Origin of the sequence: Nocardioides cremeus (assembly GCF_030518195.1) — a bacterium.
Lineage (GTDB): Bacteria > Actinomycetota > Actinomycetes > Propionibacteriales > Nocardioidaceae > Nocardioides > Nocardioides cremeus.
In genome coordinates this window covers 1-206 of the sequence record NZ_JAULSC010000516.1, presented here as the reverse complement: position 1 = coordinate 206, position 206 = coordinate 1, and the positions used below count along the sequence as shown (strand labels likewise).

The window sequence follows — 206 nt, the reverse complement described above, 5'->3', positions numbered from 1 at the left end:
CGCCGGCGGGGGGGTGGGGCGGTGACGTGCTGCTCCTGGGTGCGGCCCCGGAGCGGTTCATGGCCGGCGCCGGCTCCTTCGCGCTGGGCCACGCGGCCTACATCGGGGGCTTCCGGTCGCGGCGCGGTGCCCCGCGCTGGCCGGCCCCGGCGGCGCTCGCCGTGCTGTGGGGGCTGAGCGGCCCGCCGCTCGCGCTGGCCGCCGCG

General features: G+C 83.0%; 1 protein-coding gene. It reads left to right on the top strand.

Going from position 1 to position 206, the window contains the following annotated elements:
• Window positions 1-206, top strand: a 206-nt coding sequence (locus QWJ41_RS21930; RefSeq protein ID WP_302710613.1) for a lysoplasmalogenase family protein, incomplete at both ends; no start/stop codon positions are given.